Annotated in this window: 9 protein-coding genes and 6 pseudogenes; 8 read left to right on the top strand and 7 right to left on the bottom strand. The window is 57.7% G+C overall.

Going from position 1 to position 26,134, the window contains the following annotated elements; all coding sequences use genetic code 11:
• The first annotated feature begins 98 nt into the window (after window positions 1-98).
• Window positions 99-12,797, top strand: a complete 12,699-nt coding sequence (locus ACA051_RS30765; protein ID WP_497376029.1) for an autotransporter-associated beta strand repeat-containing protein — start codon at window positions 99-101, stop codon at window positions 12,795-12,797.
• A 283-nt stretch (window positions 12,798-13,080) separates the two neighbouring features.
• Here the strand turns inward: ACA051_RS30765 and ACA051_RS30760 are convergent, their stop codons facing one another.
• Both ACA051_RS30760 and ACA051_RS30755 read right to left on the bottom strand, forming a co-directional pair.
• A complete protein-coding gene (locus ACA051_RS30760) occupies window positions 13,081-13,830 on the bottom strand; it encodes an IS5 family transposase (protein ID WP_497375737.1) in 750 nt (249 codons plus the stop codon).
• A 664-nt stretch (window positions 13,831-14,494) separates the two neighbouring features.
• Window positions 14,495-15,235, bottom strand: a complete 741-nt coding sequence (locus ACA051_RS30755; protein WP_497376027.1) for an SDR family NAD(P)-dependent oxidoreductase — start codon at window positions 15,233-15,235, stop codon at window positions 14,495-14,497.
• A gap of 101 nt (window positions 15,236-15,336) precedes the next feature.
• On the opposite strand from ACA051_RS30755, the gene ACA051_RS30750 reads away from it, so the two are divergent.
• The 4 genes and pseudogenes from ACA051_RS30750 to ACA051_RS30735 all read left to right on the top strand — a co-directional run.
• Window positions 15,337-15,990 carry a TetR/AcrR family transcriptional regulator gene (locus tag ACA051_RS30750; RefSeq protein ID WP_497376013.1) on the top strand — a complete coding sequence of 218 codons (654 nt, stop codon included), beginning with the start codon at window positions 15,337-15,339 and terminating at the stop codon, window positions 15,988-15,990.
• Window positions 15,991-16,295: 305 nt separating this feature from the next.
• A pseudogene (locus ACA051_RS30745) lies at window positions 16,296-17,512 on the top strand (IS3 family transposase).
• A gap of 28 nt (window positions 17,513-17,540) precedes the next feature.
• Window positions 17,541-17,699 (top strand): annotated as a pseudogene (locus ACA051_RS30740) (tryptophan-rich sensory protein); the annotation flags it as partial.
• A gap of 496 nt (window positions 17,700-18,195) precedes the next feature.
• Window positions 18,196-18,354 (top strand): annotated as a pseudogene (locus ACA051_RS30735) (zinc-binding dehydrogenase); the annotation flags it as partial.
• A 129-nt stretch (window positions 18,355-18,483) separates the two neighbouring features.
• Here the strand turns inward: ACA051_RS30735 and ACA051_RS30730 are convergent.
• Entirely contained in the window at window positions 18,484-18,867 is a 384-nt protein-coding gene (locus ACA051_RS30730; RefSeq protein ID WP_497376011.1) for a nuclear transport factor 2 family protein, read from the bottom strand.
• 101 nt (window positions 18,868-18,968) lie between these two features.
• Between ACA051_RS30730 and ACA051_RS30725 the strand changes: the two genes are divergently transcribed.
• Complete coding sequence (locus tag ACA051_RS30725; protein WP_497375784.1) at window positions 18,969-19,946, top strand: IS5 family transposase; 978 nt, start codon at window positions 18,969-18,971, stop codon at window positions 19,944-19,946.
• A 1,443-nt stretch (window positions 19,947-21,389) separates the two neighbouring features.
• Here the strand turns inward: ACA051_RS30725 and ACA051_RS30720 are convergent.
• From ACA051_RS30720 to ACA051_RS30705, 4 genes and pseudogenes are all read right to left on the bottom strand, one after another.
• Window positions 21,390-21,544 (bottom strand): annotated as a pseudogene (locus ACA051_RS30720) (type VI secretion system tube protein Hcp); the annotation flags it as partial.
• A 38-nt stretch (window positions 21,545-21,582) separates the two neighbouring features.
• Window positions 21,583-22,575, bottom strand: a complete 993-nt coding sequence (locus ACA051_RS30715; RefSeq protein WP_497376009.1) for an OmpA family protein — start codon at window positions 22,573-22,575, stop codon at window positions 21,583-21,585.
• A 100-nt stretch (window positions 22,576-22,675) separates the two neighbouring features.
• The gene (locus ACA051_RS30710) at window positions 22,676-23,047 is read right to left on the bottom strand and encodes a hypothetical protein (protein ID WP_497376007.1); all 372 of its coding nucleotides are present in this window, start codon (window positions 23,045-23,047) and stop codon (window positions 22,676-22,678) included.
• A gap of 177 nt (window positions 23,048-23,224) precedes the next feature.
• A pseudogene (locus tag ACA051_RS30705) lies at window positions 23,225-23,455 on the bottom strand (type VI secretion system contractile sheath small subunit); the annotation flags it as partial.
• Between the two features lie 877 nt (window positions 23,456-24,332).
• Between ACA051_RS30705 and tnpA the strand changes: the two are divergent.
• Both tnpA and tnpC read left to right on the top strand, forming a co-directional pair.
• A complete protein-coding gene (gene tnpA / locus ACA051_RS30700; protein WP_497376005.1) occupies window positions 24,333-24,632 on the top strand; it encodes an IS66-like element accessory protein TnpA in 300 nt (99 codons plus the stop codon).
• Window positions 24,550-25,923, top strand: a pseudogene (tnpC, locus tag ACA051_RS30695) (IS66 family transposase); the annotation flags it as partial. The gene tnpA and the pseudogene tnpC, both read left to right, overlap by 83 nt.
• Window positions 25,924-26,134 lie beyond the last annotated feature (211 nt).

The following is a 26,134-nucleotide window of genomic DNA, read 5'->3' as shown; positions in this document are numbered from 1 at the left end:
TGGCTGCGAAAGTCCAGAATAAATCTTCACAAGGGACTGCTGGCTATTCCAAGACCTTACTGACCGCCAGCCTTGCCGCGCTAATGCTGTCGGCGACAATGGCTGCCCCTGTCCAAGGGCAAAACCTGGCCTGGTCACCCGACGGCACAACGCCTTCGGGCGGCGGTAGCGGTGTCTGGGATACCACGGGATCATCCTGGTTCGACGGAACAGTATTTACGCCGTGGAGCAACCTGTCCGATGATAGCGCGACCTTCGGCGGAAGCGCTGGTACCGTCACATTGACCGGCCCGATCAGCTTGCTAAATATTACCTTCGCGACCGACGGCTATCTGCTTCAAGGCGGCTCGCTGAATCTTTCCAACGCATCGACAATTGAAGTATCTAACGGGCTCAGTACGATTGCGTCGATCCTTGCCGGCAGCGGTTCCCTCATCAAAAATGGGACCGGCACACTGGTATTGACCGGTTCCAACACTTACACCGGCGTAATGAAGATCAACAGCGGGACGGTGCGCGTTTCAGCAGATAACAACCTGGGCGCCCTGGCCTCTGCCCTGACCTTGGATGGCGGCACACTGGAGGGCGTGGGGTCGTTTGACATAGCTCGTAACGTTACTCTCGGCTTAAACGGCGGCAGTTTTATCGCCTCAGGGCTTGACGCTCTGACCCTGAGCGGCGTGATCTCTGGCATAGGCAACCTGACCAAGATCGGTATCGGCACCCTGGTGCTGACTGGCGTCAACACCTACACCGGCACCACGACCCTGGCAGGCACCCTGCAAGTGGGCAACGGCGGTGCCACGGGTCAATTAGGCGCAGGCAATGTAATCAACAACGGTACGCTTACGTTCAACCGCAACAATGCCTATACCTACGCCGGCGTGATTTCCGGAAGCGGTGCGCTGATCCAGAACGGCAGCGGCACTACAACCCTGCGCGGTGCGAACAGCTATGTGGGCGGCACAACGATCAATGCGGGCAGCCTCTCTGTCTCGGCCGATAACAATCTGGGCGATGCCTCGGGTGGCGTGATCCTCAATGGCGGCTCACTGACCACCACCGCCAACTTCAGCTCCTCGCGAGCGGTGACGCTTAACGGCGGCGCATTCAATGTCACTGGTGGCACGTTCAGCCTGAGTGGTTTGGTCTCAGGGGGAGCACTTACCAAAAATGGCGGCGGTACTCTGGCTCTCTCCAATATCGGCAACACTTACCTCGGTGACGCGCTCGTCAACGCAGGCTATTTGTCCATCTCCGATGATCGAAATCTCGGCGCTGCCGTCAACCGTGTGGTCTTGAACAACGGCGGTGGGTTGCTCACCACTGGCAGCTTTGCCAGCAGTCGCAACCTCTCACTGACCGGCTCGAGCGGCCAATTGAACATCGGCACCGGGACCGTCACCTGGAACGGCTTGATCACTGGATCTCTGCTGGTCAAGGCTGGTACCGGTACGTTGGTGCTGGGCAATACCACTAATAGCTATACCGGCGGAACGCAGTTCAATTCCGGCACGTTGCAGGTTTCAAGCGACGCGGCCCTCGGTGCCTTGAGCGGCGGCTTGGCGTTTTACGGTGGTACCCTGCAAACCATCGCAGATGTCACTAGTGCTCGAAATGTGACTCTCGGCGGTAACGGCGCCTTCTATGCTAACGCAGGCACGACGCTGACATTAAACGGCCTGATTGCCGGGACAGGTCAACTCTTTTCAACCGGTCCCGGCACGCTGATTTTGACTGGAGCCAACACCTACACCGGCGTCACAAACATCAATAGCGGTACGTTACAGATTGCCAGTGACAGCAACCTCGGGACCGGTGCCATCAACTTCTCCGGCGGCATGCTGCGCACCACCGCGGACGTCACGTTCAATCGCGCCGTGACGCTAAACAATGGGAACGGCCAATTTAATGTCGACGCCGGCACCACGACGACCCTCAATAACCCGGTTACGGGTTCCTACAGCATTGTCAAATCAGGTAATGGAACGCTGGTGCTGGCGGCGGACAATACCTACAACGGCGTCACGAACATTGACGCCGGCACTGTGCAGGTGGGCAATGGTGGCACCACTGGTGGTCTGGGGGCAGGTGGTTCCACGAACAATGGCGCACTGGTGTTTAACCGCAGCGGTTTCTTAACCGTGGCCCCGGTCATTTCGGGCACCGGCAGCGTGTCCCTGGTTGGCCCGGGCGTTATCGTGTTCAGCGGCAACAACACCTATAAAGGCGCTACGACCGTATCTGGCGGCGCGCTTTACATCAATGGCGTGCAGAGCGGCGCTACGGGGCTGACCACTGTAACCAACGGTGCCACCCTGGGCGGGGCGGGCACGATTGGCGGCGACGTCAACGTGGGCAATGGCGCCACCCTGGCACCTGGCGGCAATGGCAGTGCCGGTACATTGACCATCAACGGCAACCTGGCGCTGGGTAACAGTTCGATCCTCGCTTATAGCCTCGGCCAGTCGGGCACTCCTGGCGGCACGCTGAACGACCTGATCACCGTTAAGGGCAACCTGACGTTGGGCGGCACGCTCAACGTGACTCAAACCCAAGGCGGCCTGTTCGATCCGGGCGTCTACCGTGTGCTCAATTACGCAGGCTTGCTAACCGACAACACCTTGCATGTCGGCAGCTTACCAGCAGGCTTCACCGGGTCTGTCCAGACGTCGGTCGACCACCAGGTCAACCTTATCGCCAGCTCGAATACCCCGCTTCAATATTGGGACACCACCGTCGGCAACAGTGCCGTAAACGGAGGTACCGGCGTTTGGCAAGGCACAGCCGGCAATAGCAACTGGACCGATGCCAATGGCGTCGCCAATGGGCCTTGGACGACCGGCTCCTTTGCTATTTTTCAAGCGGCACCGGGCACCGTGACCGTGGACAGCAGCACCGCCGGCCAGGTCACCAGCGCCGGCATGCAGTTCGCCACCGATGGTTACCGCCTTAACAGCGGCGCCATCACGCTGGTCGAGACTACTCCGGGATCGGCGGCCACCACCATTCGAGTGGGCGACGGCACTGGCGCCGGCGCCGCCTACACGGCCACTATCGGCTCGGTGTTGCAGGGCAGCACGGTACTGAAAAAGAGCGACCTGGGCACCCTGGTGTTGACCGGGACCAACACCTACACCGGCGGCACCCAGATTGTCGGTGGCTCACTGCAACTGGGTGACGGCACCACCAATGGTTCGATCATTGGTGATGTGGGCACGCAATCGGCGACCAAGCTGATCTTTGATGCCGCAGACGGGACGAGCCTGGCCTATTCGGGCGTCATATCGGGCGTGGGGAGCGTGTCGAACATCGGCGCAGGCACCAGCGTGCTGGTCGGAAACAATACCTACACCGGCGGCACTACCCTTTCTGCCGGCACACTGCAATTGGGCGATGGCACCACCATTGGTTCCATCAATGGCAACGTCACCAACAATGCCGTGTTGGCATTCAATCCGACGACCGGCAGCACCGGCACCTTTACCGGTGTGATCTCGGGCACGGGCAAAGTGCGGCAAACGGGTCAAGGCACCACAGTGCTGGTCGGCGCAAACATCTACACCGGTGGCACCGAGATCTCGGCAGGCACCTTGCAATTGGGCGATGGCACCACCACGGGGTCGCTCAATGGTAACGGCACAATTGTCGGCGATGTGCTCGACAACGGGACCTTGGCCTTGAGCCCTGCCTACAACACCACGATTAACCTGACTGGAACGATATCGGGCAGCGGCGTGGTTCAGAAAATCGGCGTAGGCACTGCGAGGTTGAGTGGTAACAACACTTACGCCGGCGATACGGCAATCAATGCCGGCACCTTGGCTGTCTCCAATGATAGCAATCTAGGCGCGGCCTCTGGCGGGTTGATCTTTGATGGCGGCACCCTGAATACCCTCGGGACCATCACCACTCAGCGAAATGTGCTCATCAACGTCGGGGGCGGCTACCTTAACACCGCCAACGGCACCACTCTGACCCTGGGTTCGGTGATCCAGGGCGTGGGTGCACTGGGCAAAAATGGTGGCGGCACCGTCGATTTGCGTGGCCTGGCCAACACCTACACCGGTGGCACCCGCATTGACGGCGGCACGCTGAAAGTATCGAGTGACAACAACCTCGGCGCGGCCTCGGGCATGCTTCGGTTCAACGGTGGCACACTCAATGCAACCGACAACATCGTCACTGCCCGAAATATCGATATCGGTGCTGGCTCTAGCGCGACATTTAACGTCGATGCCACCAAAACATTGAAACTCACCGGTGTAATCACCGGCGGCGCTAACGGTGGTCAGGCTTTGAGGGCTGGCTGGTTTGGCAAGAGCGGTGACGGGACCTTGATTGTTACCGGCAACAATTCATTCCAAGCCGGTTTTAGCAGTGGTTTCTATCTCACCGGCGGCATTTTGCAGGTCGGCGATGGCGGCAGCACCGGCACATTGGGGGCAAACTCTGGAGATGACGCTTTCAACACAATGCGTACCAGCGCAGGCACCACTCTGGCCTTTAATCGCAACAATGTCTTTCAGTTTAACGCCCCCATCACTGGAGCGGGCCAGGTGCAGCAAATCGGCACCGGCACCACCATCCTCGGCGGTACCAGCACCTACACCGGCAATACCCTGGTCTCGGCGGGCACCCTCCAGGTCGCTCGCGATGCGAACCTCGGTGCTACCTCCAGCACCCTGATCATCGACAACGCCACACTGGCCACCACGGCGACCTTTGACTTGACGCACGCCGTCGCGCTGAACACGGGCATGGGCACCTTCAACGTTGCCAATGGCACCACCCTGACAGCCAACGGCGTGATTGCCGACGGCAGCGGCACCGGCACCCTGAACAAAACGAACACCGGCACCCTGGTGCTGGCTGCCAGCAACACCTACAGCGGTGGCACCACTATCAATGCCGGTACGGTGCAAGTTTCCAGCGACGATAATCTGGGTAACGCGCTCGGCGGGCTGAGCTTTAATGGCGGCACACTGGCGACCACCAATGACTTCACTTCCGGCCGCGCCACCACCTTGAATGCGCTAGGTGGTACCTTCAGCGTGTCACCGGTTAGTACGTTTACCCTGGGCGGTGTGATCTCCGGTAACGGCGCTTTGACCAAGACCAACCTGGGCACCTTGGTGCTCAGCGGTTCCAATAATTACAGCGGCGCCACCACCGTGTCGGGCGGTACGTTGATCGTCAATGGCGACCAGTCGGCCTCCACCGGTCTTACCACCGTAGCGGCCAATAGCACCCTAGGTGGGTCAGGTACCCTGGGCGGCAACGTCACCGTCGCCGCTAACGGCACCCTGGCGCCTGGCGACGCCACAGGCAGTGTTGGCACGCTGACCATCAAAGGCGATCTGACTGTCAACAGCGGCGCCTCCTTGAGCTACACCTTCGGCCAACTGGCCGGTGCGAGCCACAATGATTTGATCAATGTGGCTGGCAACCTGGCGGTAGGCGGCGTGTTGAATGTCACCACGCCAACAGCCGGCACGTTCGACCCGGGTATCTACCGGATTTTCAACTACGCGGGCAGCCTCACCAACAATGGCTTTGCTATTGGCAACGTGCCAGTTGCGACCACCGTGACGTTGCAGATGTCGGTACCCGGTCAGATCAACCTCGTCAACACGACCGGTCAGTTGCTGGCATTCTGGGACGGTTCGGTACCTACCCAGAAAAACGACGGTTCTGTCAACGGTGGCAACGGTATTTGGAACTACGCCGTGGGCGGTGCAGGCACCAACGACAACTGGGTCGATGCCAATGGTGCGGCCAACTCTAAGTACGCACGCAACTCCTTTACGATTTTCGAAGGCACGGCCGGTACGGTGACCGTCGACAATAGCCTGGGACAGATCAGAACCTCGGGCATGCAATTCTTGACCGACAATTACTTGATTAAAGGCGATGCTTTAACGCTGGTCGAAACATCCAATGGGACAGGATCCACCGCGATCCAGGTCAACCCGGATGTCACGGCGACCATTGATTCGGTATTGCAGGGCACTACGCAACTGCGTAAGACCGACCTGGGCACCCTGGTACTGAATGCTGACAACACCTATGCCGGCGGCACCGCCCTCAATGGCGGCGTGGTCCAGGTTTCCCAAGACAACAACCTCGGTGATGTCGCAGGCGCGCTGTCCTTCGACAGCGGTACGTTGCACACCACCGGTAGTTTTGCCACGGGTCGCAACACCAGCCTCAAGGCGGGCGGCGGCACCTTCGACGTGGATGCCGGCACTCAATTGACCCTCAACGGCACCGTCTCCGGTGCCGGCTCGCTGACTAAAACCGATGCGGGCACCCTGGTGCTGAACACTGACAACACCTACGCTGGCGGCACCGCCCTCAATGGCGGCGTGGTCCAGGTGTCCCGCGACAGCAACCTCGGTGATGCGGCGGGCGCCCTGTCCTTCGATGGCGGCACCTTGCACAGCACCGGCAGCTTTGCCAGCAACCGCAGTACCACCCTCAAGGCGGGCGGCGGCACCTTCGACGTGGATGCCGGCACTCAACTGACCTTGAACAGTGCCGTGTCCGGCACCGGCTCGCTGACCAAAACCGATGCGGGCACCCTGGTGCTGAACTCAGACAACACCTACGCTGGCGGCACCGCCCTCAATGGCGGCGTAGTCCAGGTGTCCCGCGACAGCAACCTCGGCGATGCCGCAGGTACTCTCTCCTTCAACAGCGGTACGTTGCACACCACTGGCAGCTTTGCCAACAACCGCAGCACCACCCTCAACGCGGGTGGCGGCACTCTCGACGTGGATGCCGGCGCGCTGTTGACGCTGAACGGCGCTATCGCCGGCACTGGCGCGCTGACCAAAACCGATACCGGCACCCTGGTGCTGAGCGGGGCCAACACCTATGCCGGCGGCACAGCCGTAACAGGCGGTGTGGTCCAGGTGTCCCAAGACAATAACCTCGGCGCTGCCGCTGGCACCCTGTCCCTCGACGGCGCCACGTTGCACAGCACGGGCAGCTTTGCCAGCAACCGCAGCACCACCCTCAAAGCGGGCGGCGGCACCTTCGATGTGGATGCGGCTACCCTCTTGACCCAGAACGGCGCCATCTCCGGTGCCGGTTCGTTGACCAAGACCAATACCGGCACCTTGGTGATGAGCGGAGCCAACACCTATGCCGGCGGCACAGCCGTAACGGGCGGTGTGGTCCAAGTGTCCCAAGACAACAACCTCGGTGATGCCGCAGGCGCCCTGTCCCTCGACGGCGCCACGTTGCACAGCACGGGCAGCTTTGCCAGCAACCGCAGCACCACTCTCAAAGCGGGCGGCGGCACCTTCGACGTGGATGCGGCTACCCTCTTGACCCTGAACGGCGCCATCTCCGGTGCCGGTTCGTTGACCAAGACCAATACCGGCACCTTGGTGCTGAGCGGAGCCAACACCTATGCCGGCGGCACCGCCCTCAATGGCGGCGTGGTCCAGGTTTCCCAAGACAACAACCTCGGTGATGTCGCAGGCGCGCTGTCCTTCGACAGCGGTACGTTGCACACCACCGGTAGTTTTGCCACGGGTCGCAACACCAGCCTCAAGGCGGGCGGCGGCACCTTCGACGTGGATGCCGGCACTCAATTGACCCTCAACGGCACCGTCTCCGGTACCGGCTCGCTGACTAAAACCGATGCGGGCACCCTGGTGCTGAACACTGACAACACCTACGCTGGCGGCACCGCCCTCAATGGCGGCGTGGTCCAGGTGTCCCGCGACAGCAACCTCGGTGATGCGGCGGGCGCCCTGTCCTTCGATGGCGGCACCTTGCACAGCACCGGCAGCTTTGCCAGCAACCGCAGTACCACCCTCAAGGCGGGCGGCGGCACCTTCGACGTGGATGCCGGCACTCAACTGACCTTGAACAGTGCCGTGTCCGGCACCGGCTCGCTGACCAAAACCGATGACGGCACCCTGGTGCTGGGCGCGAACAACACTTACAGCGGCGCAACCACCATCACCGGCGGCACCTTGCAAGTCGGCACCAACGGCATGACGGGCTCGCTGGGATTGGGTGACGTCGTTGATAACGGCGTACTGAACTTTAACCGCAGCAACAGCTACAGCTACGGCGGCCTCATCTCCGGTACCGGCGATGTCCAACAAATCGGCAGCGGCACCACTATCCTGAGCGGCGTCAACACCTACAGCGGCGCCACCACCGTGGCGAACGGCACACTGATCGTCAATGGCGACCAGACTGGCGCGCATGGCCTCACCACTGCGTCCTCAGGCAGCACACTTGGCGGCGGCGGTACACTCGGCGGCAACCTGATCGTGGCCAACGGCGCCACCCTGGCGCCAGGCCGTGTGATCGGTGGCGCGGGAACCCTGACAGTCAACGGCGATCTGACCGTTGACAGTGGGGCGACGCTTGCCTACGACCTCGGCGCGGCCAACGTGGCCGGCGGGACCTACAACGATCTGGTCAACGTCGGTGGCAATCTGACCGTGGCCGGCACCTTGAATGTGGCGACCCCGGCCGGAGGCAGCTTTGATCCGGGTGTCTATCGCCTCTTTAACTATGCGGGCACGCTCACCAACAACGGTATGACCCTCGGGACAGCACCGGTAGCAACGTCTTATCTGGCGCTGCAATATTCTATCGACCATCAGGTCAACCTCATTAATGCGACAGGTCAGACGCTCAACTTCTGGGATGGCCAGTTGAGTAGCCAGAAAAACAACGGCGTGGCGGATGGTGGCGATGGCGTATGGCGTAGCGGCGTGGGCAGCAGCACCAACTGGACAGATAGCAACGGCAACGCCAACTTGGACTACACCCCCGACTCCTATGCGATTTTCCAAGGTGCAGCGGGTACGGTGACCATCGACGACAGCCAAGATCAAGTCAAGAGTTCGGGCATGCAGGTCTTGACCGACGGCTATGTGTTTGACGGCGGCCCTCTGACCCTGCTTGAGACGACAGCGGGTTCAGGCTCCACCGCGTTCCAGATCAACCCCAATGTCACAACGACGATCAATGCCGTGCTGCAGGGGAATATCCAACTACGCAAGACCAACCTGGGCACCCTGGTACTGAATGCTGACAACACCTATGCCGGCGGCACCGCCCTCAATGGCGGCGTGGTCCAGGTTTCCCAAGACAACAACCTCGGTGATGTCGCAGGCGCGCTGTCCTTCGACAGCGGTACGTTGCACACCACCGGTAGTTTTGCCACGGGTCGCAACACCAGCCTCAAGGCGGGCGGCGGCACCTTCGACGTGGATGCCGGCACTCAATTGACCCTCAACGGCACCGTCTCCGGTGCCGGCTCGCTGACTAAAACCGATGCGGGCACCCTGGTGCTGAACACTGACAACACCTACGCTGGCGGCACCGCCCTCAATGGCGGCGTGGTCCAGGTGTCCCGCGACAGCAACCTCGGTGATGCGGCGGGCGCCCTGTCCTTCGATGGCGGCACCTTGCACAGCACCGGCAGCTTTGCCAGCAACCGCAGTACCACCCTCAAGGCGGGCGGCGGCACCTTCGACGTGGATGCCGGCACTCAACTGACCTTGAACAGTGCCGTGTCCGGCACCGGCTCGCTGACCAAAACCGATGACGGCACCCTGGTGCTGGGCGCGAACAACACTTACAGCGGCGCAACCACCATCACCGGCGGCACCTTGCAAGTCGGCACCAACGGCATGACGGGCTCGCTGGGATTGGGTGACGTCGTTGATAACGGCGTACTGAACTTTAACCGCAGCAACAGCTACAGCTACGGCGGCCTCATCTCCGGTACCGGCGATGTCCAACAAATCGGCAGCGGCACCACTATCCTGAGCGGCGTCAACACCTACAGCGGCGCCACCACCGTGGCGAACGGCACACTGATCGTCAATGGCGACCAGACTGGCGCGCATGGCCTCACCACTGCGTCCTCAGGCAGCACACTTGGCGGCGGCGGTACACTCGGCGGCAACCTGATCGTGGCCAACGGCGCCACCCTGGCGCCAGGCCGTGTGATCGGTGGCGCGGGAACCCTGACAGTCAACGGCGATCTGACCGTTGACAGTGGGGCGACGCTTGCCTACGACCTCGGCGCGGCCAACGTGGCCGGCGGGACCTACAACGATCTGGTCAACGTCGGTGGCAATCTGACCGTGGCCGGCACCTTAAATGTGGCGACCCCGGCCGGAGGCAGCTTTGATCCGGGTATCTATCGTCTCTTCAACTACGCCGGTGCACTGACGGACAATGGTTTGAATCTCGGGACGACACCTGTTTCCCAGAGCTATCTCACCTTGCAGTTATCGCAGGATCATCAGATCAACCTCATCAACACAGCTGGTCTGACGCTCAGTGTCTGGGATGGCCAAATGCCGGTTGAAAAAGACAATGGGGTCGTCAATGGCGGCGATGGCGTGTGGAACAGTGGCCCTGTCGCTAATACCAACTGGACCGACGCCAATGGGCTTGCCAACGCAAAATACACACCCGAGTCCTATGCGATCTTTCAGGGCGCCGCGGGTACTGTGACCGTCGACAACTCTCAAGAACAAGTCAAGACCACAGGCATGCAGGTCTTGACCGATGGCTATGTGTTTGACGGCGGCCCTCTGACCTTGCTTGAGACGACAGCGGGTTCAGGCTCCACCGCGTTCCAGATCAACCCCAATGTCACGACGACCATTAACGCCGTGTTGCAGGGTGATACTCAACTGCGCAAGACCAACCTGGGTACTCTGGTACTGGGTGCCGACAACACCTACATCGGCGGCACCGCCCTCAATGGCGGCGTGGTCCAGGTGTCCCGCGACAGCAACCTCGGTGATGCCGCAAGCGACCTGTCCTTCGACAGCGGTACGCTGCACACCACTCGCAGCTTTGCCACTGATCGCAGCACCACCCTCAAGGCGGGCGGCGGTACTTTCGCTGTGGATGCCGACACTCAGTTCACCTTGAACAATACCGTGTCGGGTGTCGGTTCGCTGACCAAAACCGATGACGGCACCCTGGTGCTGGGCGCGGACAACACTTACAGCGGCGCAACCACCATCACTGGCGGAACCTTGCAAGTGGGTACCAACGGCACGACGGGCTCGCTGGGCCAGGGTAACGTCGTTGACAATGGTCTGCTTGCGTTCAATCGCAGCGATGTCTACACCTATGGCGGTGCCATCTCCGGCACAGGTGCCGTGCAGCAAGTTGGCAGCGGGACCACTGTCCTGACAGGCGCCAATACCTACAGCGGCACCACAACGGTATCGGCGGGGATGCTGCGTGCAGGTGCCGCCAACACGTTCAGCGCGGCCTCGGATTACACCATCGCCAGCAATGCAACGCTGGATGCGGCAGGTTTCAATCAGACCCTGGCGTCGCTGGACAACAGCGGTACCGTCTCGTTGAAAGGCGCGACAGCGGGCACCACCCTTACAGTCAAGGGTGACTTCATCGGCCGTGACGGCGTTCTGGAGTTGAAGACTGCACTGGGAGAAACCAGTAGCGCGACGGACCGCCTCGTATTGGAGGGCGCCAACGACAATTTCATCGGACACACAACTTTGCGAGTAATCAACAGCGGCGGGCTGGGAGCCTTGACCACCGGCGACGGCATCAATTTGGTAACTGCTCTTAACGGTGCTACAACCACCGCCCAGACCAACAAGAGCGCTTTCAGTCTCGAAAATGGCCATGTCGACGCAGGTGCTTACGAGTATCGCCTGTACGCGGCTGACGCTAATGGCCAGGGTGAAGATTGGTTCCTGCGTTCCACGACGGATGTTACCTCACCAGCAAATCCAGGTACGCCAGACACGCCTTCTGGTAGCCCGACTCAGGCAGCCACCTACCGTGCCGAAGTACCACTGTACTCAGCACTTCCCGACGTGGTGCGCCAAAGCGATTTGGCGATGCTTTCTACCCTGCAGCGACGTGTCGGGGGGGATGTTACAAGCAAAACCAATGAGGGTGCGAACGGCAACCGCGTCTGGACTCGCGCCATCAACAACCAAACAAATATCCAACAAAACGGCACGACCGCCCCCCATAGCGATGTCAGCTCGCAGGGCCTGCAAGTTGGCATCGATTTGTGGGGCGACAGTAACTGGACCACCGGCGTCTACGCTGGGCAATTGAACAGTGACGCCTCTGTTCAAGGGCGTTATGGCCTTGACTTATCCAACCATACTTACGCCGGTAGCCAGAAGTCCGACAGCCAGTACCTGGGCGTTTACGCGACTTACGCGAATCCACAGAACCAGTACGCTGACTTCGTGTTGCAGTACGGTCATCACGATATTTCCAGCAACTCCGTCAGTAGCGCTCACGACAACAGCAGTGGCACCAGTGCAACCGCTTCGGTTGAGGTGGGCCAACGCTTCGCGCTTAAGGGCCGCATGAAGGATTGGAGCATCGAACCACAGGCACAGCTGATTGTTAATAAACAGAACCTGGGTTCTACCGGGATCAGCGGCGCCACTACCGTCAAACAAGACTCGGCCAATGCGGTGATCGGACGAGTTGGTGTACGTTTGTCGGGTGACTTCAGCACAGACATAGGCCGCCTGCAGCCTTATGCTGGAGTGAACGTGTGGCACGGTGTCGATGACAAGGACACCACCCGATTTAATACGTCGGCCGGTGGTTCCACCGCCATTAAGAACGGCATCGGCTATACGTCCACCGAAGTGTCTGCAGGTTTCACGCTGGGTGTCAGCAAGAACACTAGCGTGTACGCCGAAGTAGGCAATCTGATGGGCAGCGGGACCGGTCAGTCGAAAGTAGAGTCGTCGGTTCAGAGTAGCGTGGGCATCAAAGTCAGCTGGTAAGAAGAAAAGCGGAGGGACTGCTTCCCTCCCGTTCATCAGCCCTCGTCACGTCCTTTACGTGCCGAGGGTTTTTACTGTAAGCACTTGAATTTTCTTTTTTAGCAATAAGCCATTTTGATTCTTCTGCCGACAAAAAATGTAAATATTTCTTTCAACCATCTGATTAAATTCAATTCTTCAAACAGAAACAAACATAAAGTCAACAATCGCCACGTTTATACCTTTATTTACACTCCAAACGCCTCTACCAAGTCAGCAAGGGTGTCTAGGGCCTGTTGACGTTTCACATGGGTAACCAGAGGAACCCGCAGGCCATGGCCACCGTGCTCTCATAGTTCCTCTTCAGTTTGTCGTATCGAAACGCCACTGCGCGGTAATGTTTCAGTCGCGCAAAGGCATTTTCGACCAAGTGCCGGTAGCGATAAAGGCCTTTATCCAGATCGCCATTGCCTTTGATTGAGTTACGCTTTCTCGGGATCACTGGTCGAGCACCTTGGGCTTCGATCTGTTCGCGAATACGCTCACTGTCGTAGCCCTTGTCGGCAACGATGACCTCGGCTGATGGTAGCTGCGCAATTAATTCACGGGCGGCAGTACAGTCATTGACGTCACCTCCAGTGATCTCGAAAGCCACAGGCAAGCCATGTGCATCGACAGCCAGGTGGATCTTGCTCGTATGGCCAGCGCGGCTTTTGCCGATCGCTTCTGGTTGGTCACTGGCGGCCCCCGTGCTGTGCTGATGGGCCTTCACATAGGTTCCGTCGATGAAAGCCCAATCAAAATCTGGGTCTTCGATCAACGTATTGAAAACCTTGAGCCACTTGCCAGCCACCGACCACGCATTGAAGCGCTTGGAGACTGAGTTCCAGCATCCAAAAGCGCTGGGCAGATCTCGCCACGGACAACCAACGCGCATCCGGTAGAGCATCCCCTCAACGGTCAATCGCAAATCAGGCTTGTGGTAAATAGTTTGCTGAAGCAGAATTTTTTCCAGCTTCGACCAAAGCTCGTCACTGAGCATCACTCGGGGCATTGCAAGCTCGCAGGATTGTCGGTGTTGGAACCTCTATTCTGCGGGTTTGCTCTTCTTCCTCTGCTGTTCCGGTGAAACGTCAACAGCCCCTAGAGGGATTATTCTTACGATTTTAGCTCAATCCGATATTTGGAAAATAGCGCCTTCCTTTACTGCAAACCTGTCTGCGTGAGAATGGTTCGAGCCGGCTAGCGCCTGCATTGGATACGCCGGGCGAGGCTCGGAAACTTCCTACAGATGCACAGGAAATTATTGGCATTGCTGGCAGAAATTTACCTTTAAGCTGCCACTCTCTATGAATTTCCCCGAGTGGTAAGAAGGTGTATCTCCCGGTACTTGTATTGTTTATTGTCGTATTCGGTTCCGTTGCGCTCGATGCTCGGGCGGATGAATTGACGCCGCGCGAGCGGTTGCACCTCCAAGTCAGTGCACTCGATAACAACAGTGTGTTTCCACCCGCCTCAATTAAGCCCGATTCGTCGGCCATCGTGCATCACCAAGCGCCAATTGTTATAGCTTTAACAAATGCCGAATATTCGATGAGTCTCGATGGCGCTAGCAAATTGTTCGAGCTTCAATCAGCGCCAACAGTAAACCGGAAGTAAGCGTTCCGGGAACACGCCTTTCGCACTTGATTGAGCTGTACATCAGCTGGTGATGACGTTCACGCGTTGGCACCGCCATCAATGGTCAAACCGCTTCCGTTAATCGAGCGTGCCTCGTCCCGAGCAATAAATGCTACCAGAGCTGCAACATCCTCCGCCCGGCCGAAACTCTTTATCGCCATGCGATTACGCTGGGCTGCAGCATGCGGCCCATTGGCGGGATTCATGTCAGTGTCAGTAGAGCCAGGGTGCACGATATTTACTGTGATTCCCCGCGCTCCAAGGTCGCGTGCCAACCCCTTGGTCCAACCGATCAAAGCCGCCTTGCTCATCGAATACAAACTAAAACCTGCGTCAGGCACTCGTTCGGCTAGATTACTGCCGGTGGAAATGATTCTGCCCCCTTTTGGCAGGTGAGCCAGTGCTGCTTGCGAGGCCAGCAGGACTGCGCGTACGTTGATCGACAGGGTGTCATCAAGGTCTTTAAGGCTCATGGTTTCAGCCGGACCAGCCCGGATGATGCCAGCATTGTTAACCAGGATATCGAGCCCACCCAGTTCAGCCGCCGCACGGTCGACTGCTTCGCGGATCGAATCTGGCGAAGTAGCGTCCATATGGATCGCAACCGCGCGGCGGCCAGCTTTGTTTAACTCTTCGATGATGACTTGGGCGGAATCCGCCGATTGCTCATAAGCAATGGCAACGTCAGCCCCCTCTGCTGCGAGTCTCCGAGCGATGGCCGCGCCGATACCGCGGCTTCCGCCGGTGATAAATGCGCGCTTACCGATAAGTGGCAACATGGTAAATCCCTTATTTATGTAATGATTGACACAGAATATAATCCGCTGAAAACTCGCGTCAATATTTTTTGTATCGATCAGCACTTAAATGGTGGTGGCACATGGCGGATCGTGGAAGGCCCCGAAATTTTGATCGGGAGAAAAGTCTTGCTCAGGCAATGGAGCTTTTCTGGGAAAAGGGTTACGAAGGCGCTTCGATGGCGGAATTAACCGCAAGAATGGGAATCAGCTCGCCCAGCTTGTACGCTGCGTTTGGTTCGAAGGAGGGTCTCTTCAGGGATGCAGTGGATCTTTACTGCGCTACGGATGGAGCCGCCATTTGGCAGGAGACACTTGTAGCGCCCACTGCGTATGGTGCTGTTGAGGCATTTTTGATGTCTTCAGCACGCGAATTCAGCCGGATCGACAAGCCAAGTGGCTGCTTCATTACCCTGTCAGCCTTGCACTTAACTGAGTCCAGCGCGGCTGTCGGGGCCGAGGTATTAGCCATAAGGGCGCATAACGTCGAAATACTTGCCGAAAAGCTGGCGCAAGGGATGCCCAGTGGTGAGATTGACGAAGGAGTTAACCTGGAGGTGATAGCGCGTTTTTACATAACGGTTCAACAAGGTATGTCGATACAGGCGCGCGATAGCGCGAACCGTCATAAACTCGAGGAAATAGCCGTCAGCGCGCTCGCCGCGTGGCAGGTACTGACTGACGCTAAAACAGTCGCACCTCACCGTGAAACCACTGCTGTTCGAACGGACCCATGACAGAGTGTTCGCATTATGGGCCGCAGAGTAGGGATGCGCTTCTTAAAAACTCCGCGTTTTACGACTGGAGTAGGGGAGCACAGGGTGGCGCCCAGCCGCAGTGGGCGCTATTGCCCGCGGGTTCGATCGGTCGATCGAGAAACTTTCTCCTGGCAATCGTTAGGCTTGCTGCAGCCTAGCTTGATTTCACTCCAGATCCTTTGGGCGCCCGCTCTAGATGGGCGTTTCAACCCAATGGACGAGCCCCCTGAAAGACAGGACACCGTTTCCCCCTTAACATAAGGGATAGGCAAACGACTGTGTATATGACTAATAGAAACGATAAGGGTGGGGAGCTTTTGGGTCAGGAGCGGCGTCGCCGCTGGAGCCCGGAGCAAAAACTGGCCATGGTTCGCGAGAGCCTGCAACCGGGGCAAAGCGTCTCGGTGGTGGCTCGGCAGAATGGCGTTAATGCCAACCAGCTGTTTCAGTGGCGCAAGCTCTATCAGAGCGGCAGTCTCTCGGCCGTCAGTGCTGGCGAGAGCGTGGTGCCTGCTTCCGAGCTGACCGATGCGCTCAAGCAGATCAGGGAGCTACAGCGCATGCTCGGCAAGAAAACCATGCAGGTCGAGATCCTCCAGGAAGCTGTGGAGATTGCTCGGTCGCGAAAATGGATTGCGCACTCACCCTTGTTGCCGGGGGACGACCAGTGAAGCTGATCAGTGAAAGTCTCGGTGTAGCGCGCTCGCAGTTAACGGTTCGACTCAACCCTGCGGCACGGCCCGAGCGGCGTCGCCCTGCGCTGGACGATGCCGCACGGGTCGAAGAAATTCAGGCTGAAGTGAGTGAGCTGCCCAGCTATGGCTACCGCCGTGTGTGGGGGTTGCTGCGTCGTCGGCGTGAAAAGTAGAGTCAGGCGCCGATCAACGTCAAGCGGGTTTATCGCGTCATGCGCGATCATCAGTTGCTGCTGGAGCGACGGGTTAAACAACCGGGTGTGGCACGCCGTCACGAAGGCCGAATTGCCGTGGCCACCAGCGATACGCGGTGGTGCTCGGACGGGTTTGAGTTTCGCTGTGATGATAACGCCAAGCTGAGCGTGACCTTTGCCCTGGACTGTTGCGATCGTGAAGCCATCGGTTGGGTGGCCAGCCCGACCGGGTACAGCGGCGACGATATCCGCGATCTGATGCTGGAAGCGGTGGAAACACGCTTCGGTGAAGAACCACCTGCCACCCCGGTGCAATGGCTGAGCGATAACGGCTCGGCCTACATCGCTGAGCAGACACGCCAGTTTGCCCGACAGATTGGCTTGCAGCCGGTGACGACACCGGTGCGCAGCCCGCAAAGCAATGGAGTGGCCGAGAGCTTCGTCAAAACGATGAAGCGCGACTACGTCGCCCACATGCCCAAACCTGACCGGGAAACAGCCTTGCGAAACCTGACAATTGCCTTTGAGCATTACAACGAGGAGCATCCGCACAGCGCGCTGAAATACCGTTCACCACGGGAGTTTAGGCGTTTGGCAGCGGCATCAATTTAACGGGGTGCAGGTGTCCGGTTTGATAGGGGCCAGTCCAATCCTGAAGCTACTCTGGGTTGTGGCCGCTGCGATGGTGGTGATGGCATCGCAGTTTGACGTGATCACTGGCTTGATCTTATTTCCTTACCTTGTGTGGCGTTATATCGCAGCGGCGTTGAATCTTTCTATCTTAAGCAATAAGCGCTGATGCTCAATCCCGATAGGCTACTTAAAACCCACGTATGTGGAGAAGCTTAATGACAAGAAACGTGCTGATCGACATCTACCAAGGCTTCAGCTGCAGCGGTCTGAACCACTAAGATTAGGGAGTCTCGGGCACTTCGTCCGCGATGACGTTACCCACAATGCAAGTACAGTCAGCATAGGCGGTTGGTGGTGAGTGTTTAAATTTTCAAGCGAGCGATTAGCGTATTCGAGCCCGCCAACTGATGGCATTACTGGGCTGAAAGACCATTTTTCGTCTGTCTTTCGCAGAAAACAACACCCTGAAAAAGTCGGGGGCGTTTGTTGGGCGGGCCTTCAGCCCATTTTCACACAGTCTGTTGAGGGGCCCTTTCTTGTACTCAAACAAAACTCACTTAATAAGCCAAGACTCGACGCTATCGAAATGTACCGCTATTGCAAACGCTTGCGCTATATATCCCTTTGAGGCGGCATACCAAACAGGCGGCTGTATTCACGGCGTTGCTTCTCGCTCCTCATTTGATCGCATGAACGAATTCTTGAATGAGCACAAGATTCGCCCAGTAATCGACCACGTCTATCCATTTGATGAGGCACGTCAAGCGTATGAGCACTTGGCCAGGGGCGCCATTGGCAAGGTAGTAATCAAAATTTCGTAAGATCAAGAAAGGGACTGGGTCATCCGGCGATTGAATACCGACTCCACTAACTGAAGTCGATAGCTGTGATCAAAGGGGTTCAGCGAAGAATCTCTAGTCGAACATAAAGCCGCCGGAAGGCTCAAGTAATTAGGGCGCTACATGCGATTGGAAAATCTTGCTAACCACAGTCCACTTGCCTTCGACTTTCAGCAGATGAATGAAGTCAGTGAAGGAGACGCCTGACATATCGTTGGCGTCGATGCGAGCACTTGCGGCAGTACCGACTATCTCTATGCGGGTAATAGCAGCCTTTGCGTGAGGAGATAGGCGGAAATCCTTGTCGATCCCATCGAACAGGATTGGAATCGCGCCCCCGGACAACTTGTCATCGGCGCCGACGCTGTACATCGTTGCGTGTTCGTTGAACGCGGGCTTCATGATACTGCTCTTGGCCTGTCTGCAGCCCTCAATGTACTTGTTCAGCACCTCAGTAATAGCTTGGTATTCGTCTACGTACGTAGGTTTGCTCATTGTTTTACTACTGATAACTTGTGGGTCGCTAAGGAAACTCTGAAAAAGACTTCCAGATCTGGTGAAATACTCGCCTGACACGAACACGACGGTTGAGCCCCATGAAACAGATGTCCTTCGCCGACGCCGAATATGCCGGCAAACGTAAGCAGACTCGCCGCGAGCGCTTCCTGATCGAGATGGATCAGGTCGTGCCCTGGAAGGGCTTGGTTACTTTGATCGAGCCGCATTATCCAAAGGGCGAAGGGGGTCGTCCGGCGTATCCGCTGATGGCGATGTTGCGGGTCCATCTGATCCAGAACTGGTTCGGCTACAGCGATCCGGCGATGGAAGAGGCATTGTACGAGACCACGATCCTGCGCCAGTTTTCGGGGCTGCACCTAGATCGGATTCCCGATGAAACCACGATCCTCAACTTCCGCCGCTTGTTGGAAAAACATGAGTTGGCAGGCGGGATTTTGCAGGTTATCAATGGCTATCTGGGCGACCGTGGCCTGCTGTTGCGTCATGGCACGGTGGTCGATGCGACGATCCTTCACGCGCCGAGTTCGACCAAGAACAAGGACGGCAAACGCGATCCCGAAATGCACCAAACCAAGAAAGGGAATCAGTACTTTTTTGGTATGAAAGCGCACATCGGCGTCGACGCTGAATCCGGCTTGGTGCATAGCCTGGTGGGCACGGCGGCCAATGTGGCGGACGTGACGCAGGTCGATCAGTTGCTGCACGGCGAGGAAACTTACGTGTCTGGTGACGCCGGTTACACCGGCGTGGACAAACGTCCCGAGCATCAGGATCGCAAGATGATCTGGTCGATTGCCGCCCGGCCAAGCAGCTATAAAAAGCATGGAAAAAAGAGCTTGATCGGTCGTCTGCGGCGCAAGATCGAATACGCGAAAGCGCAGGTGCGGGCCAAGGTTGAGCACCCGTTTCGCGTGATCAAGCGCCAATTTGGTTATACGAAAGTGCGCTTTCGCGGCCTGATGAAAAATACCGCGCAACAGGCCACGCTATTTGCCCTGTCGAATCTGTGGATGATGCGAAAACGGCTGCTGGTTGTGGGAGAGGTGCGCCTGTAATCCGGGAAAAGCGCCTTGAAAAGGCGTCGTTCAAGGGTGAAACGATGAGTTAAGAACAGGAAAGGTCTGATTTCTGACCAAACCAGTGTTTTTTGAACCTCTACCAAAGAGGGCATCAAAAATCGCTGACTACTTCAGACCTTCCCTAAATGGGTGTCCAGTTTCATTAGACCACTACACTGTCGGCCAAAGAGCGTCAGCTCTTCTCAGGCTAACAACTCACCGCACAATGAAATGTAGGAAAGTTCTGAAAATAATTGAACGCGCGAAAGACGGGAGACGGTATGGGAAACCGGCCAATTACACTTTCACTGATCGGAAGTATCGAGCTGTTGTCGAGGCCGATAGCCCTCGAATACCCTATTAGTTAAATCAGGGGAGCACTCGTCCAAGACCTGGTCCATCAGAACGCATCTCACCGGTTTGATACACTGACTGCCCTCCGAAAGAAGCCTTCATACCGCTACCTGACACGAACATCTATCGCTTGCAACTGGAAACCCTGCGCGCCCTGCCCCCGACTTGCGCGGAACTGGGTGAGCGTATCGGCACCGCCTTGCGGCTGAAGGTCTTGCACCTGACCTCCGCGATCTTGGCTGGGGACATGCTCGCATCTGAGCGCGACTGGCTTTCAACTGGCCGGCAGTGTCACGCGTCTGGGCGTGTGGCTGTTCCGCATAATCGTACTCCGGGGATTGTCGCAGACCGAGGCGGCAACATTTCTCGCCGATGCGCCGGCCTTTTGCGGTCCGTCCGACGGGGGCGACTCACCACCCGAGAGCATCATTTGAGTAGCTAACGAGCAGGGACCTTTAGGGTTATCGCCGCACATCATCGCGATGTGAGGGCCATCACTGCGCAACTAGCGCTCTGAAAGCCTGGATTTCACTGTCACGGCCACTCACCGAGTCAATCTGCTGGGCACGTGCTTTTGCGGTGACATCTAGAGCGAACTATCCAGCGCAGCTTGCAGGACTTCACTTAGGACTCGGCCCGAGACACCGGCGCCTCTCTGGCTCGGCGCATTCTTTCAGGTTGTAGGCCGGTCAGTTAAGGCTCGCTTGTTGTTGCACTTCAGAACGCTCGTCTGACCGGGCGTCGAGCAACGACTTTGAACGCGCGCTCTGGTCTGGCTGACGCTTAATATCGGCTAAAGTGCCTCGCACGCCAGCAGATGGCTTGCTCGCGAATGCGGTGTGTCATTCACAATTGATGTCGTCCGACACACCGCATTCGCGAACAAGCCCGCTCCCACAGGTTTATCGGCATTGCAGGACCGATGAGACCCCGGTTCCGCGGCAAACAATCCCGCAGCGCTGAACAGGGCGATCCGTGAGTTATCCAGTGATCCACGTCGACGCCATCTGGCTCGCCACCGAGCCCATGGATATGCGTGCCGGTACCGAGACTACGTTGGCTAGAGTGATCGCGGCGGATGCACATACCGGCGAGCCTGCCGGTGTTTGCTGTAGGCGGGATGTACAGTGTGTGATCTTGCGCCACGACCTCAATATTGCCTTTACGACTTTGTACGTCCGGAAGCCTTTAATGTCGGCACCGTTGCTGTCATTCAGCCATAGGCATATTGGAATTGTCATATGTTATCTCTCCATGCGTGGGATAAAGGCTTTATCGCTCAAAAGGCGAACCGGGTGTTGTGAATGAGGGCTTCGCCTTCAAAGGGTGAATCCGTTTCGGTCGTCTGAGCGCCGCGGGCCTGGCAGGCATCGGCCTGCGGCACCAGTCTGATTTCAACCCGGCGATTGGCCGCGCGTCCCTCAGGGGTTTCGTTGCTTGCGAGTGGGCGGGTCGCACCATAGCCTTGGACGGCGAAGCAGGTGGGCGACACGTCGCTGGTGGCAAGCATCCAATCGCGCAGTGCTTCGGCGCGCTTGAGCGATAGCGTCTGGTTGTCCTGGGCGTTGCCGGTGATGTCGGTATGACCCGCGACCACAATCAACCAACCGGGCTTGGCCTTAATGTTGATCAGCGCCGTCACCAGCACTTTGGTTGAATCGGGTTTGAGCTGCGCTTTGCCCACATCAAATAACGAGAGACTGTCCAGACGTACCGTATGCACTACCGGCTTAACAGGAGGCGACCAATCACTGAGCGCTCGCTCGACGGGCAGCTGAAGCCTCGCCCCTTGATACAACCCTAAGCCCATAGTGAGCGGCACGCTTTCACGCTGATAACGCACCAGTTGCTGCTGATCGCTGCGCAGCTGTTGTTGGGCGTGGACTTTGGGCTCGGCTGGCTGGTCATCCAGATGATGGTAAAGCGCCAAGCCCTTTACCACGCCCTCAACGAGTTGACAATTATTGGCTGAGCTGAACAGCAGGGCGACAGCCAGAAACATCGAAACGATGCCGGCCACAGCACCGCAAAAACGCTGCGCCGGCGTGCAGGTTTGCCGCCCTGGCAGTAGCATTAAGAGGCAGTCGGGAAAAGGTAATGCAACGCTGGTGCTGCTGATCGGGGGCGACAGGGTGGTTCTCCCGCTGACAACAGACTGCCAAAGATTGTCGGGAACGCCTTTGAGCGTGGAGAAATTCACCGCCATCGGCGCAGGTAAGCCAGCCTGAGTGTCGCTCAGCTTAGCGATCACTACCTGGTTCAGCCTAGGCATGAAGACATCCAGCGAGGCGATCTGAGCTGTGCGCGGCGACTCAAAGCCCGGTTCACAGTGTAGGCCCCAGAGCACCGAGCTCGCACAACGCCCCTCACAATCACGAACCATCACGCCTGGATCGCCCGCGACATGAGTAAACCAGACCGGCGGCGTGCCACTCGCGTTCAGATAGCTGCACAACAGCACCCGTGGCGTTGCCCTTAGCCAGTTGCGCGGTGTCACCGCAAACGAGGATTAATACGCCGGTAAAACCCTCCGGCGCCAACACTGGCGCTCGGCCGGTCGCCAACTGCCCGACCACAGAACGGGATTGCCGGACTAAATACGCGTAGCCGCCGATCTCCATCAGCACGATTATGCCTGACAACAGGAGACGGCTTTGCAAGGTGAGGAGAAAAAAGCCCCACACGAGTACCGCCGCCAACACACCCAATAACAGCCACAGCAGACATTTTGGGAAGGAACGCATGTGTGCACCTTATGGCAGTACTTGGTGAACGAATAGACGCAGGTAGAAATCCGGGCACCACCACAAACTGGCAAGTAGTCCACCACCTAGCAGCCACCATGGCCACACGGCGCGACGGCCTCGGTGAGAACGACCTGCTGCTGCCACCACAGGAAAACCCGGGGGCTTGCCAAAGGCAGGCACCTGGCTAGCCAGTGCCACGCGCACCTCCTCGCGTTGCTCATCGGCGTTATTGATATTAAATTTTTCACGCTCAGATAAGGGTCGCTGTTCTTGACCGTTACTGTAATCGCCCATCACCATCGATTGAAGGGGCAGCTCAACTTTTTTTTGACCGCCTCCGATGTGAAGGCCAAGTTTGATATTGATCCGTGCTTTTGGCACTTCATTTTGAAATGACCCAAGCATAAACAGCTCCCTTGTGTAGTAACAGGTCCATGTTAAAACGCGATCAAAAACTCAGTTTCTATAAAAACTCTGGACCGGCTTGGAAATTATTTCTCACCCGCAATCATGAAAGCCTCGCCGAGTGAGCGCCGTAAAAGGAACCGCCCTACAAGGCTCAAGAGCGGTACATACAAGGAGGTATGACGGATACAGGCAAGCATGGATGCTCTCTTGATGGCCGCTGGGATTGGTTTTTTTGGGGCAGCGCTGGCATAGATCGAACGTTGTTCACAGGCCTGCGCCGCACGCTCGATTTGATGGACAGGAACAGGGTAACTACCAGCCCTATAACTGGCTGTAGGACTTTTCTGAACGTGATGAAAATGGGTGAGCGCGGTGGAAAAGATGCGTGGAGCAGCACGACAAGCCGAGCACACTAAACAAGCCGCCTTCCTGCATGAGCATTGTCGCGGAGTCGTGGCAAGTAAGGGAGACAAAGGTGCTCAGTGATATTCAGAATGCTCCCACGGCGCCTGTTCTCCAGAGTGAACACTCTATACGGCTCATCAAGCACGATAGCGGCGATTTGTTACAGATTCTGCGCCACTTGATCTGACTGTAACTGCCTAGATGTTGGCAAAGCCACGCCAGATAACCGCACGACCCAAGAAAATTTCACTCCCCAAGCCTTATCGTGCGCCGTTCGATGCCGTGGATCAAAGGGACCGTACTGCCCCACTATTCCTGGCCTTCGGTAATTCCTTCAACGCCTTTTTAGCCCAGTTGCGCCAAATGAGTGTAAGCGTCCGCCGAAGTCACCTACCCGATCCCAGCGATAAGAGCGATGTTGTCCACTTAAAAATACGTGGACAACATCGCCCTTATCTTCAGGATTGCCATGCGCCAAAGAACTTCTTATCCCAAACCCTTAAAAGCCCAGATCGTCCAGGAATGTCTGCAACCGGGCGTGTCGATGGCCAGCGTAGCCCGCCGCCATGGCGTCAACGCCAACCTGGTTCGAAAGTGGATACCTGCTTATCGTGATCTTCAGGCGCCAACATTGCCCGCTTTCGTTCGGATGAAACTAGCGCCCGCATCCCAGCCGCAGCCGCAGCCGCAGCCGCAGCCGCAAGCGCAGCGAGCAGATCAGCCCAGAGCAAGGCAACTTGCTCGACGACCTGCTCAACACCGATCTTGAGGCTATCGACGCCGAACTGAAGGCTCTGCGGCCGACTCCGGCTCCAGAAGAGAAGCGCCAGCAACCCAAGCGGGGGGCGCTGCCAGCGCAGTTTCCACGCACCGTGATCCGACATGAGCCGGAAAACACTCAGTGTGCCTGCGGCTGCCAACTTCAGCGCATCGGTGAAGATGTCAGCGAGAAGCTGGATTACACACCGGGCGTATTCACCGTCGAGCAGCATGTGCGTGGAAAATGGGCCTGCCGTCAGTGCGAAACACTGATTCAGGCACCGGTGCCGGCCCAGGTGATCGATAAAGGTATCCCGACTGCCGGCCTGCTGGCTCATGTGATGGTGGCCAAATTCGCCGACCATTTGCCGCTGTATCGGCAAGAGAAAATCTTTGGCCGCGCTGGCCTGGCTATCGCCCGCTCAACGCTGGCGCAATGGGTGGGACAGACCGGTGTACAACTTCAGCCATTGGTAGAGGCCTTACGAGAAGCTGTTTTGGCTCAACGAGTCGTCCATGCCGACGAAACGCCGGTGCAGATGCTTGCGCCCGGAGAGAAGAAAACTCACCGCGCTTATGTCTGGGCTTACTGCACCACACCGTTCTCGGCTCTTAAGGCAGTGGTCTATGACTTCAGCCCAAGCCGTGCGGGCGAACATGCACGCAACTTCCTTGGGCTGTGGAATGGCAAGCTGGTATGTGACGACTTTGGTGGTTATAAAGCCAGCTTTCAGCAAGGCGTCACTGAAATCGGCTGCATGGCCCACGCCCGTCGCAAGTTTTTCGATCTGCACGCGACTAACAAAAGCCAACTGGCTGAGCAGGCGCTGCACTCAATTGGTGGGTTGTACGAAGTTGAACGGCAAGCGAGGGAGATGAGTGATGAGGATCGCTGGCGACTACGCCAGGAAAAAGCGTCTCCCCTTATCAAAACACTACACACCTGGATGTTGGCCCAGCACGATCTTGTGCCCGAAGGATCGGCTATCGCCAAAGCTCTGGATAACAGCCTTAAGCGTTGGACGGCACTGACTCGATATCTCGAGGATGGCGCTGTGCCTATAGATAATAATCCAGTGGAAAACCAGATCCGGCCGTGGGCACTCGGCCGCTCCAACTGGTTGTTTGCCGGGTCGCTACGCAGCGGTAAAAGGGCAGCGGCGATCATGAGTTTAATCCAGTCAGCACGGATGAATGGGCATGATCCGTATGCCTATTTGAAAGATGTCCTGACGCGGCTGCCAACGCAGCGGGTGAGCGATATCGACCAACTGCTTCCGCATCAGTGGAAGCCTTCCTGACTTACGCAAGGTGAGTTGGGCGGACGCTTACGCACCATCGCCCTGAGTGCTGGGATCAGGAAGGTATGTTGACCGGCCGGTTGCCACCCGGCGCTACTCGCGGTGAAATTAGGTCGAAGTGTTTAAATTGATCCAACAGGGAGTATTCATAACCCCAGGTGATGAGGCGATGGGGCTTGTTCAACCTAGAAGACGATGATCAAGCGGCGAC

It is taken from the genome of Pseudomonas sp. LBUM1669, assembly GCF_059695705.1.
This window is presented reverse-complemented; position numbering and strand designations above follow the sequence as displayed.

What these genes read in the sequence shown, in the direction of transcription:
- ACA051_RS30765 (WP_497376029.1), top strand. Translation starts at nt 99, where the DNA reads ATGGCTGCCCCTGTCCAAGGGCAAAACCTGGCCTGGTCACCCGACGGC.
- ACA051_RS30760 (WP_497375737.1), bottom strand. Translation starts at nt 13,830, where the DNA reads ATGCCCCGAGTGATGCTCAGTGACGAGCTTTGGTCGAAGCTGGAAAAA.
- ACA051_RS30755 (WP_497376027.1), bottom strand. Translation starts at nt 15,235, where the DNA reads ATGTTGCCACTTATCGGTAAGCGCGCATTTATCACCGGCGGAAGCCGC.
- ACA051_RS30750 (WP_497376013.1), top strand. Translation starts at nt 15,337, where the DNA reads ATGGCGGATCGTGGAAGGCCCCGAAATTTTGATCGGGAGAAAAGTCTT.
- ACA051_RS30730 (WP_497376011.1), bottom strand. Translation starts at nt 18,867, where the DNA reads ATGAGCAAACCTACGTACGTAGACGAATACCAAGCTATTACTGAGGTG.
- ACA051_RS30725 (WP_497375784.1), top strand. Translation starts at nt 18,969, where the DNA reads ATGAAACAGATGTCCTTCGCCGACGCCGAATATGCCGGCAAACGTAAG.
- ACA051_RS30715 (WP_497376009.1), bottom strand. Translation starts at nt 22,575, where the DNA reads ATGCCTAGGCTGAACCAGGTAGTGATCGCTAAGCTGAGCGACACTCAG.
- ACA051_RS30710 (WP_497376007.1), bottom strand. Translation starts at nt 23,047, where the DNA reads ATGCGTTCCTTCCCAAAATGTCTGCTGTGGCTGTTATTGGGTGTGTTG.
- tnpA (WP_497376005.1), top strand. Translation starts at nt 24,333, where the DNA reads ATGCGCCAAAGAACTTCTTATCCCAAACCCTTAAAAGCCCAGATCGTC.